General features: G+C 40.9%; 9 protein-coding genes. 3 read left to right on the top strand and 6 right to left on the bottom strand.

Annotated elements, in window-relative coordinates; genetic code table 11:
• The first annotated feature begins 91 nt into the window (after positions 1-91).
• From I5M19_RS18135 to I5M19_RS18145, 3 genes are all read left to right on the top strand, one after another.
• A complete protein-coding gene (locus I5M19_RS18135; protein ID WP_200067793.1) occupies positions 92-1,495 on the top strand; it encodes a tetratricopeptide repeat protein in 1,404 nt (467 codons plus the stop codon).
• A gap of 139 nt (positions 1,496-1,634) precedes the next feature.
• A complete protein-coding gene (locus I5M19_RS18140; RefSeq protein ID WP_200067794.1) occupies positions 1,635-2,396 on the top strand; it encodes a phosphosulfolactate synthase in 762 nt (253 codons plus the stop codon).
• Positions 2,397-2,447: 51 nt separating this feature from the next.
• Positions 2,448-2,720 (top strand): hypothetical protein, encoded by a 273-nt coding sequence (locus I5M19_RS18145; RefSeq protein ID WP_200067795.1) that lies wholly within the window; start codon positions 2,448-2,450, stop codon positions 2,718-2,720.
• 64 nt (positions 2,721-2,784) lie between these two features.
• Here I5M19_RS18145 and I5M19_RS18150 read toward each other — a convergent pair whose 3' ends face one another.
• The 6 genes from I5M19_RS18150 to I5M19_RS18175 all read right to left on the bottom strand — a co-directional run bounded on the left by I5M19_RS18150 (position 2,785) and on the right by I5M19_RS18175 (position 12,227).
• Entirely contained in the window at positions 2,785-3,591 is an 807-nt protein-coding gene (locus tag I5M19_RS18150; protein WP_200067796.1) for a carboxylesterase family protein, read from the bottom strand.
• Positions 3,592-3,707: 116 nt separating this feature from the next.
• Entirely contained in the window at positions 3,708-5,060 is a 1,353-nt protein-coding gene (locus I5M19_RS18155; protein WP_200067797.1) for a glucoamylase family protein, read from the bottom strand.
• A 57-nt stretch (positions 5,061-5,117) separates the two neighbouring features.
• On the bottom strand, positions 5,118-6,788 hold the full coding sequence (locus tag I5M19_RS18160; protein WP_200067798.1) for a glucoamylase family protein: 1,671 nt from the start codon (positions 6,786-6,788) through the stop codon (positions 5,118-5,120).
• 85 nt (positions 6,789-6,873) lie between these two features.
• Positions 6,874-7,707: a LamG domain-containing protein gene (locus tag I5M19_RS18165; RefSeq protein WP_200067799.1), complete on the bottom strand. Its 834-nt coding sequence runs from the start codon at positions 7,705-7,707 to the stop codon at positions 6,874-6,876.
• A gap of 18 nt (positions 7,708-7,725) precedes the next feature.
• Entirely contained in the window at positions 7,726-9,192 is a 1,467-nt protein-coding gene (locus tag I5M19_RS18170) for a RagB/SusD family nutrient uptake outer membrane protein (protein ID WP_235985888.1), read from the bottom strand.
• Positions 9,193-9,212: 20 nt separating this feature from the next.
• On the bottom strand, positions 9,213-12,227 hold the full coding sequence (locus tag I5M19_RS18175) for a SusC/RagA family TonB-linked outer membrane protein (RefSeq protein ID WP_200067800.1): 3,015 nt from the start codon (positions 12,225-12,227) through the stop codon (positions 9,213-9,215).
• Positions 12,228-12,400: the final 173 nt, after the last annotated feature.

Genomic DNA, 12,400 nt, shown 5'->3' on the forward strand with positions numbered 1-12,400 from the left:
CTTTTAGGAGCTTATTATTGTAATTTGAACTCATGTTTAAGCCTTGCGGATTAACCATCCGGAGGAATTTGTGTTCTTCAAATAAACTTGAATGGAAGAAGAATTTGAATTTGGTTTTACCGAAGACCCAAAATTTTCGGTAGAACGGTACGAAGAAATGATACGCAATCATGATCAGTACTTTTTTGATGCGCAGGCTTTTGAAAACATTATAGACTACTACATCGAGAAAAATGCCCCCTCGAAAGCCCTCCAGGTATCAGAATATGCCCGGAATCAGCATCCCTTTGCAGCTGTTTTCTTAATAAAACAAGCGCAGTTGCTGGTAGTTAATAACCGCGCTTCTGAAGCTTTTGCCGCACTGGATAAAGCCGCTATGCTGGAAGCATCGGATGCGGATATCTACATCATAAGGGGTAATCTTTATGAAAGTATGGAGCGCAATACTGAAGCTTTGGAGAATTATGAAAAGGCGCTGGAATTTGCCGAGGAAACTGATGAGATATTATTGCATATCGCATATGTTTATCAGAACATGGGCGACTATGATACGGCAATAACTTATTTGAAATTATGCCTAAAACAAAACATGGAAAATCAGGATGCCTTATATGAACTGGCATTTTGCTACGATGTTTTGGATAATCAGGAAGAAAGCGTTCAGTTTTATCAGCAATATATTGACAATGAACCTTACAGTTACGCAGCATGGTACAATTTAGGGAACGCTTATACCAAACTTAGTCTTTTTGAGAAAGCTATTGACGCTTATGATTACGCGATACTAATTAAAGACAGTTTTGCGTCGGCTTATTTCAATAAAGGGAATGCTTTAGTTAATTTGGAAAAATACGCTGAAGCTATTGAAGTATATCGCCAAACTTTTGAGTACGAGCAGCCTAATGCCGATACGTATTGTGCAATAGGGGAATGCTATGAGAAACTGGAGCAGATGGACGAGGCCCGTTCCTTCTATAAAAAATCAGTAAAGATGGATCCTAAACTGGCCGATGCCTGGTTTGGTATTGGGGTGACACTTGATTTTGAAGAAAGGTACTTTGAAGCGTTGCACTTTTATAAAAAGGCGCTTGATCTGGATATTGCCAACGCTGATTATTGGTTCGCGATAGCGGACGCGGAATATAAATTAGGCCGCATAACTGAGGCTGAGCACGCTTATGAAAAAGTGGTAGAATTAAATCCGCTGGATGTTGATGCCTGGCTGGATTATTCGTCGATATTATACGAGCAAAAACGCCTGGCTGAAGCAATTGAGACCATATCCGAAGCTATAAAGAATAACCCTGATGCAGCCGAGCTTTATTACAGAATGGTAGCCTACCTGTTTGCAAAAGGGGAATATAATGAGGCCCTGAGTTTTTTGGAGATGGCTCTCGCATCCGATCCTGAAAAGCATTATATCCTGTTTGATTATTTACCGCAACTACAGGAGAATAAAATTATAATAGATATCATTAACCGATTTAACAGATAGATGAATATAAAACCGGTATTAGCAATATACCGGTTTTATATTTTAATATCTATTGCATTAAAGTTTCTTGCACTTATGCGCATCATTCCCGACATTTGTGCGCTAATACTTTTGGTTATAAGCTATAACAAAATATACTATGAACTACCATATCAATGATCTTCCTGAACGCACTGTAAAGCCACGAAACAGCGGTCTTACCATGGTTATGGATAAGGGATTAAGCTTGCGACAGGCGGAAGATTTTATTGAAGTAGGCGGTGAATATACCGACCTTATAAAATTAGGATGGGCAACATCATACGTTACGCCCAAGCTTGACGAAAAATTATCACTATACCGAGAAGCGGGGATACCGGTATATTTTGGCGGCACACTTTTCGAAGCAATGATTGTAAGAGGTCAGTTTGATGATTACCGTCGTATACTGGATAAGTATAAGTTGCAGCATGCGGAAGTGTCTGATGGTTCTATAACTATTGAGCACGATGAAAAATGTGAATATATTCGTAAACTCAGCGAACAGGTTACCGTCATATCTGAAGTAGGTTCTAAAGACGTTCAAAAGATATTTGCACCATATAAGTGGATAAAATTAATGACCGCTGAAATAGAAGCCGGGTCATGGAAGGTGATTGCGGAAGCACGTGAAAGCGGTAACGTAGGCATTTATCGTGATTCGGGTGAGGTAAGGCAAGGTTTGGTTGATGAAATATTAACTCAAATACCTGAAGAAAGCATTATTTGGGAGGCGCCTCAAAAAGCCCAGCAAGTTTGGTTCATAAAGCTGATAGGCGCAAATGTGAGCTTAGGTAATATTGCACCGGCAGATGTTATCCCTGTGGAGACCTTACGTTTAGGTATCAGAAGTGATACATTTGAACATTTCCTGAAAGGGTAGTTTAGCCAAACAACAATAAGGATTCATACGTTCTGAATTAAAAGCGGAATTATGAATATACCTGAAAATAAGACAGCCCCGGAAAATGACGCGTTAGATCCAAAAAAAAAGAAGGGCGAACCCGAAGCAATTACTAACAACGAGGAAGCTAACAAGGTAGTGAATAAAGATGGTGTTTCTGCCGACATGGAAGGCATTGAGGAAACACTTAATGAATCGTCACCATCTCCTTCTGTGGAACAAACAACGGCAACAGATGCGGATATAGCCGAAAGCAATACAGCAACTGACGCTGAAATTGCCGGAGATGATAAAATAATTTAATTTTTTTATTATACAAAAAAGGCAGCCTTTATTTTAAGGCTGCCTTTTTGCTTATATACGTTATTTATTTGTTCTTAACATTTGAAAATAACCAGGGTAAAAGTTCAGGCTCTGCAAAAGCATCCTTCCAACTATTATGATCATCGTTAGGATAAACCGTAAAACGGGGATTACCACCCGCATCCCTTATAGCGGCTACCATGGCCTGTGAATGTTCAACAGGTACTACGCTATCTTTAGCGCCATGAAATATCCACATAGGTACTTTTTTAGCATATTTCCCGGCGTTGTTGGTGTTGTCGCCTCCGCATATGGCAAATGCCGCCGCGAAAACTTTGGGCTTACGCCTTAATATCTCAAACGTTCCCATGCCACCCATGGAGAGGCCCCCTACGTAAACTTGTTTTTTATTTACAAAAGGTTTATCAAGCAATTGATCAACAAGGCCGAGTAAGGCATGCATTGCGGGAGTAGGGTCACCGCCTTTCACAAAATTAAATATTCGTTTACCGTTGGCATTTGTATCCACCTTCACATTTGCCCAGTAACTATTTTTGGGGCATTGCGGATAAACTACAATGGCGGGATAATTTTCTCTTACAGAGTCTTTCAAAAAAAGCTCGGGGCCGTAAGCTAATTGCGCTTTATTGTCGTTGCCCCGTTCACCCGCTCCGTGTAAAACTATTAATAAAGGATATTGTTGGGTGGGATCAAACTTCTCGGGGAATAATATTCTGTAAGGAAGCGTATCATGCTTACTCGCGTACATTCCGCGCTCAAAAGCTGAATTATCCTGTGCGTGTACAAAAAACGGAAATGCCAGGCTTATTATGCCCAGCATTCCTGTAATTAGCAATTTTTTTAAATTCATGGGTATCGGTTTAAATGTCTCTTATTAATTTACGTATAGCTCTAACGCAAATTAGCCTATTTCGATTTATTTTTCACAAATAATTTTCAGGCAAAACATCTAATACCCTAAGTCCTCTATTTTTTTGCAAGAGCCGGGCTGGTAAAATCTAATTTTTTTAAACCGTTTTGAATTTCCGGACAACTCATAAATAAATTCCACAGCAAGCCTGAGCGATAATTTTCTATCATTACAACTATTGGTCCCTGATCAATTGCCAGGTATGATTTAGCATACCAGTTATGCGATTCGCTGAACGCATCTGTAAAGCCATATTCGCCCCATATTTTATCTCCCAGGTCATAATAGAAATGACGAAGCGCCTGCATGGAATATTCCGGTGTATACGGGAATGCAGAAAGTGCGGCGGTAGGTGTTATCACGCCCAGATCGTTAGTAGGGGAGTGTGCGTTATAACCTTCATAATTATCACTTGCGGTTAGTCCCCAGCAGTTTTCACCATAACCTTTAAATTTTTTAGGGTTATCAATGCAATACGCACGATTAATAAGTGTATGATTTTGATTTTGTACCCAATAATCGGCATAGCGGTCTTTTAAGCCTTTCGGATTCAGGCCCATAAAGGAATATTGCGAAAAAAATAACGGACCACCATAATCAAATCCTAAAGGTAATTTATACCCGTAAAATGTTTTTCCATTTGTAAAGAAGTCACTTTGAGCCCAGCCTCTGTGATAAACGTCAGCTGTAACCGGGTACCTGTCGGCCGAGGCTGCAAGTATATACGTTATTAAACATTCATTAAAGCCGCGTATCGGAAAATTCATTGCCCATCCATTGTTCGGGCTCCAGTGCCAGTATAAATTATCCCGACCGTCGCGCGTGTACCAGTCCCATTCAATTTCACTCCACATCCAGCCTATCATATCGCGTATGCGGCGTTCTTTAGGCGTATCAGCGGTAAAATATTGCTTAGCACATAACAAACCTTCAAATAAATACGATGTTTCCACCAGGTCGCCACCATCATCTTTCCGCCCAAACGGGATGGTTTTTCCGGTTTCGCCATTAAGCCAGTGCGGAAATACACCGTGGTATGAATCAGCCTTATATAAAAACTGAACAATTTTTACCATACGGTCAACCGCTTGTTCATGTGTTATCCATTTTCTATGATCGGCAGCTATCAATGCCATTATCCCAAAGCCTGATCCGCCGGTGGTTACCACCTCATTACCGTAATCGAATGCAGCGTTACTGCGCTCGCGGGCCAGGCCGCTAACCGGATGGCCAAAATCCCAAAAGTAACGGAATGTTTGGCGTTGTACCACATCAAGCAGGGCACTGTCCGTCAGGTTTTTTATAATACCCACGGGTTTTATGCCATCTGCCACCGGTGCTGCCGGCTTTTGAGCCATACAATGAGCTGATAGTACAATTATGGCTAAGGATAAAAATATTTTCTTCATCAGTAATAATTAATAGGTTAAATAGCGGGGATTTTAACCTTGCCGCTATTTTAAAGTTTACAAATGCGGTCCCTGAAAACCCAGGTTTTTCATCCCTGTTTTTATTTCCGGACAGCTCATGAATAAATTCCACAGTAATCCGCTGCGGTAATTTTCTATCATGCAAATAATCGGCCCCTGGTCAATGGCCAGGTAAGAGTTAGCAAACCAGGTGTCGTTTAAGCTAAAGGCATCATAAAAACCATACTGGCCCCATAGCTTGTCTCCCAGTTTGTAATAAAAGTATCGTAATGCGGCCATTGACTGATCGGGTGTGTATGGCAGGGAGGATAAAGCAGCAGTAGGTGCAATTACTCCTACATCATTGGTAGGAGAACTGGCAGTGTATCCACCATCTATATCACTTGCGGTAAGGCCCCAGCATGCAGCGCCATAACCAAAGTAATTTTTAGGGTTTGCTACACAATAATTGTAATTAATTAATGTATGAGCTTTGGTTTGTTTTCCATAGTCGGCATAGGCATCGCTTAAACCATTTGGATTGATACCCAAAAAGGAGTAGTGTTCAAAAAATAGCGGTCCGCCCTGGGCTGGTCCTAATGGCAATTGTACTCCATAATACGTGTTCCCGTTTTTCATACTGCCATTGCCTGCCCAACCATTATCATATACCGATTTGGGTATGGCGTGTGTTGGAGAAGATGCCGCAAGAGCGTAAACAATTAACCCTTCGTTCCATCCGGAAATCTTCATGTTAATTGCCCATCCTTTGTCAGGGCTCCAATGCCAGTATAAAACATCCTGGTTGTTTTGGCGGAACCAATCCCATTCTACGCCATTCCATAATGTATTTATATCAGCTCGTAAGGTGGTTTCATCTGAACCGGCGCCATTAAAGTACTGGCGCGCAGTTAGCAGGCCCTGCATTAAATAAGAGGTTTCTACAAGGTCTGCACCATTATCTAACTGACTAAAGGGAACTACCGCACCTGTTACGCCGTTAAGCCAATGCGGAAATGCCCCATGAAATTTTTGCGCGTTGTTTTTTAAAAAACCTACTATTTTTTGCAAGCGTGCCAAACCGTCGGCTCTTGAAATAAAGCCACGGTCAATACCTACTACCATGGCCATTATGCCAAATCCCGATCCGCCGGTTGTTACCACATCACCTGAGGTATTTCGCTCACGGGCAAGCCCGCTAACCGGATGGCCGAAATCGTAAAAGTATTTTAAGGTTTGTTTCTGTACCAGATCAAGCAATTCATTGTCGGTTATCGCCGGGAATTTATCAGCTGGATCGATACCGGTAGTAAGGTTTATATCTATTGGTGATTGTAAGTTTGCGCTTTTAGCAGATTTAAGAGCAGTAGACACCGAAACTGTATACTTGGTGATAAAATTAAACACCGGTTTGATAACTATGGTGCTATCATTATTTTCATAAGATGATGTATAAGTTACATTTGCCCCGGTTTTATCTTTTATACTTAGAGCATTAGCTACAGAAGCTTCATCAACAGGGGATGAGAAGGATATTTTTATAACAGGATTATTGTTTACGTTAGTATATGTAAAACCATTAAATACACCGTTAACCTTTAATGCGTTAAAGTTTAACGATGCGGGGGGTATTACCGGATGTACCGGTGATGGTGCCGGATCATTACTTTTGCAAGCCATTATCAAAAAAATCAGGCAAACCCCTGCGTATATCTTTAAATCTCTCATCTTATTTCTTTTTTAATAGTTGCACCAATCATAAAAAAAGGCTGCCCGGCTATTACACCGAACAACCTTATACTCAATCAAATGTTTACTTTCCTCTGCCTTCAAGTTTTACAATGGCGTTTATCTCCTGGTCAGTAAGCGCTTTGTTATATATTCTTACTTCGTCTAACTTTCCGGTTAAATAACTTGCCCAGCTTTGCTGACCGGTTGCCGATGTTTGGCTTGGAGTGGTCATGAACTGTACACAACCAAAAACTATTTTACCGGTATTATTGAAATGCAATGGTCCTGAAAGCCCGCTCACATTTGCCTGTGCCACTCTTGAGCCATTTACATATAATTTGCAGGTAGATGAGGTTTCATCATAAGATACGCCAATGTTCACCCATTTATTGAAAAGGTTGGTTACATTATCAACAGAGAAGGTTTTATCATCTACACCATTAGAAATATGTATACGTAGTTTGCCATTATCATTTGTGCTCCCATTTTCTACAAATATTTCAAGGTTACCCCAAAAGGTTGTGGTGTTAACTAATGAAAACAGACCTAAAATACCTGTTGATGGCGGAGGGGTGTTTATCCACTCAGTTGTAGTAAAACTGGTAACCCCGGTTACCGCGCTTGAAGGGGTAGTTAATACATAGCTGTTTAAAGCGCCCTGCAATGCGTCGCCTTTTACACCTTCGTTAAATGTGGTGCCGGTAGCAGTTCCTGCTGTATTTGATACACTGTCAATAAGGTTATTATCAAAAGACCAGTGAGCTACTAAATTTGAAGAAGCTACTGCATTAGCGCTGGTGTAGCCGCCAATATCCAAAGGAGGAGCATAACTTTTAGGATCGAAGCTTTTTTGGCATGAAGACAGGCCCATGCCCACAAGGGCAACGGTCATCAGTTTTATATTAAATTTTTTCATATACTTAAAGTTTAATGATTAATAACCGGGATTTTGGGTTAATACTCCCGCACTCAAGTCAATTTCATTTTGTGGTATTGGCCAAACCTCATTTTTTCCTGCTGTCCAGCCTTTAGGACCAAATACAGCGGCTGCGCGTCCCTGACGTATCACATCAAAATAACGATCGAACTCCATAGCAAGTTCTACCCTGCGCTCGTGCCATATAGCTGTACGCAACTGATCTTTATCGGTAGTGGTAACCGGTGGCAAAATAGCGTTGTTGCCTGCCCGTGCCCTTGCGCGTACCTTCTCTAATGAAGCTAACGCCTGTGCAGTATTTCCCAATTCATTCGCAGCTTCAGCATTCATTAATAAAACTTCGGCATAGCGTAAAACCCTTACATTCTGATCTTCACCCTGGTTCTGAAGAAAAGGAACATTAAACGGAACATATGATTTTTGATTATACCTTGGGTTAGGGCCTATAAGTGATATGGCATCACCCTCAGGTGTAGTTTCACCGCGGAATATTATAGTAGCATCTTTACGAGGATCGCCTTGTTCAAACGCGTCTACTAATTCCTGTGTAGGTACATTAAAGCCCCAGCCGCCTTTTGGCTCACCGGCTACGCCTTGTATCTGTGAGTACTGGCTTGTAGCAGCACCCCCAGGTAAACTTTGGCATTGAATTTCAAAGATCGATTCCGAACAATTTTCATTGGCTATCCGGAATAATTTTTCAAAATCAGGGAACAGAGAGTAACCCATGCCCATTACCTGATTAGTATAATTCAATACATCTGGCCATTTTTGCTGATACATGGCTACTTTAGCATGTAAGGCAAGTGCAGCACCTTTAGTAGCACGACCTATATCTGCAGAACCGTAAGTTTGAGGCAATACAGCTGCAGCATCAGTTAAATCCTGCTCAATAGCTGCATACACTTCAGCTTTGGGTGTGCGTGGTAAATTATATTCTGTAGCATCTTTAGCAATATGCTGCCTTAATACCACATCTCCAAAAGCACGCACCAACCTGAAATAGTTGTAAGCCCTTACAAATTTTGCTTCAGCAAGGTAACGCGCCTTTAAGTTTTCATCCATGGTAATGTTAGGCACATTATCCAGTACCTGGTTGCATAAGTTGATGCTTTGATACTGTCCGTTCCAGAAATCCTGTAATTGGCCGTCTGTGGCGGTAACCGTAAAATTATCATAGGCATTCATGAAACTGGCATCACTTGGTGTACTGCCTTTTTCAGTTTCATCAGATCCCAGGCTTTCAACAGCCATAGGAGCGAAAGCAGTTTCTTTCCATTCACGTAAATTACCATAAATAGAATTTACGGCTTTGATGGCATCTTCCTGGGTCTTAAAAAATTCCACACTTGGCTGCTGTGCCTGAGGTGGTACATCCAGAAAACTTTTTTTACACCCCTGTGTAATCATCAGCACCGCACATGTACTTAAAGCAAGCGCTGTTTTAAAGTTTTTATTAAACATATCTTTAATATTTTTAATTGTTAAAATGTAACATTCACACCAAAATTGTAGGTGGCATATAACGGATATACACCATTATCAATTCCTGCATTCGTTGGTGAACCGCCAACCTCGGGGTTAAAGCCGGTGTATTTAAATGAGTTGAAGGCATTTTGCGCATTAGCGTAAACCCTAAGCCTTTTTACGAATAATTTTGATGCAATAGATGAAGGTAAAGTATAACCCAACTGTAAATTACGGATACGGAAGTAAGCGCCGCTTTCCACAAAGAATGAGTTAGGTTTATAGTTATTGCCACCACCTATGTTAGCAGAAGGGTAAGTGTTTGAAGTACCCTCGCCATGCCAGCGGTTATTATAAAAATCTTCAGTAAAATTCTCTGATCCGTAACGCAGACCTTTGTTAGCATTGTAGACATCAACACCGGCTACACCCTGCAAATCGACCGTTAAGTCGAACGCTTTATAATTAAAGTTAGTGCTCAAACCATAAAGGTATTTAGGGTTGGGATTACCAATAACCTGACGGTCTTTAGCATCAATAACACCATCGTTATTAATATCTTTATAGATAAAATCGCCCGGTTTAGCATCTTTTTGTTTTGATGCCGCGATTTCGGCAGCATTTTGGAATACGCCATCAACAACTAAACCATAAAATTCGCCAATTGGCTGGCCTAATATGGTGCGTGTACTTAACTGGCCACCGGTTGCAGCAGCGCCGCCACCATAAATTGGATTTGCACCGGTTATGGTTGATAGTACCTTATTGTTGTTTATACTAAAGTTACCGTTTAAGGTATAAGTAAATTCGCTGCCAACCTTGCCGCGCCATCCGGCTGTAAATTCTAAGCCCTGGTTTTGGAAGGTTGCCTGATTGCCAATAATAGTACCACCACTGGTACCTAAAGAACCTAATACAGGGATAGCGAATATGGCCTGCTCGGTTTTCTTTTTGTAATAATCAGCTTCGAAAGTTAACCTGTTGCCAAGGAAAGCCATCTCTATACCAACATCAGTACCAACGCCACGCTCCCAATAAGTAATAGGAGGAACAATAGTAGTAATGTTAGCACCTGTTGCAGACTGCCCGTTATAAATGGCAACAAAACCTGCTGAATTATTAACTGTTAAAGTAGAGAGGTTTGCAGGTACAGAAGCGTTACCTATTTTACCCCAGCTGCCACGTATTTTTAAGTTATCAAAAATATGCTGATCGCGCATAAATTCTTCATTACTGATCACCCAGCCCGCACCAACAGATGGGAAGTAACCCCAACGCTCATTACCGATGAATTTTGATGAACCATCAGCACGGAGCGATGCATTGATAAGATATTTATCAGCAAAAGAGTAGTTAACCCTGCCAAAAAATGATTGATAGGTAGCTAATGCGCCGCCATCACTAACAGAACGTGGATTTACATTATCGTTTGAGCCTAAGGTAAGGTACAGGTCGCCATCGCTTGTATTGGGTACATTTTGCGCCGTAGCATTTATATTATATGATTTATAACGCTGTGCAGACTGACCTGCCAAAACAGTTAAATGATGCTGCCCGAAGGTCTTATCAAATGTCAGGGTGTTTTCCCATATCCAGTTCCTAACTTCTGAACGTGATACATTAAGCCTGCTGATATCATTAAACTGTATGGAGTTAGCTTTATAAACAGGAATATAACCTAAAACTTCGGCCTGGCCGAACTCACCGCCAAAACTGGTATGATAAGTAAGGTATTTTGCGAATTTAACATCGGCATAAATATTACCTGTAAGGCGATAGTTTTTTGAACGCTGATTAAAGAAATCTATCTGTGCCTTAGGATTATTGGTAGCATTACCTATCGGGAAATCGCCAGGGTCTCCGTATGTACCATCAGCATAAAACACAGGTACTATCGGGGCAGCAGTAAATGCTTTATAAATAACACCCGGAGCATCGTGTGAATTACTGCCCTGTAAAACCGCATTGTAACCGAGTTTTAAAAAGTCGGTTGCCTGTACATCTTGTTGCAAATGCGCGGTTACACGGTCATAATCGTTACCGCTTACTACGCCCTGCTGTTTTAAATATCCGGCAGAGAAGCTGTAAGTAGATTTATCAGTACTGCCGCTAACGGTTACATCATGTTTCATGGTGAACGCGTTTCTTAAGATAACACTTAACCAATCGGTACCGGTGCCAAATTTAGATGGATCAGCAAACGTAATAGGATCTGAAGGGTAATTAATAGCGTTAAGCTCATTTATCATGGTAGCATATTGTTCGCCATTTGCTAATGCCGGCTGATTAGTTACCCGTTGCCAGCCTGCATAAGCATTGTAACTGATAGTTGGAGCGCCTTTACCTTTTTTGGTGGTTACCAAAACCACGCCGTTTGCAGCTCTTACACCATAGATAGATTCGCTCGACGCATCCTTAAGGATACTGATGTTCTCTATATCATTTGGATTAAGGAAGCTGATATCATCGAACCAAACCCCGTCAACAACATATAAAGGGTTTGCGTTACCATATACGGTACCTAAACCCCTGATACGTATTTGAGGTGAAGCACCAGGTGAGCCACCATTGGTGATTTGTACACCTGCAACCTTGCCCTGTAAGGAGCTTACCGCATTGGTTGATGATTGTTTAGAAATTTCTTCGCCTTTTACAGATGCTACCGAACCGGTTACATCAAGTTTACGCTGTGTACCATAACCAACTACCACAACCTGTTGTAATTCATTTGAACTGATTTGTAGTTTTACGTCGATATTGGTTCTTCCGGATACAGGCACCTGCTGTGTAGCATATCCTATATAAGAAATTTGCAGGGTTGCGTCAGACGATACACTTATAGAATAAGCGCCGTTAACATCTGTTTGGGTACCTATTGTTGTTCCCTGTACTCCAACAGTTACACCGATAAGCGGATCGCCATTTGCAGCATCAGTAACTTTACCTTTTACGGTAATGTTTTGTGCCAGGGCAACTGTAGAGAAAAAAGTAAACAATAGAAATAACCCTGAGATTGTATAAATTCTCTTCATCGTGGTTAATAATTTAATAACTGGATTAATTGGTTTTTTGTAGGGTCGAAATTGAGGAGATAATACATTTTTAACAAATAATGTCACTCTACATTAATACATCAAAAGGTATTTACTTTCTCAATAAAAAATTCTATTTTTTATAAAACACTGAATTTTAGTGATTTATTTAG

Origin of the sequence: Mucilaginibacter segetis, assembly GCF_016522075.1 — a bacterium.
Taxonomy (GTDB): Bacteria; Bacteroidota; Bacteroidia; order Sphingobacteriales; family Sphingobacteriaceae; genus Mucilaginibacter; species Mucilaginibacter segetis.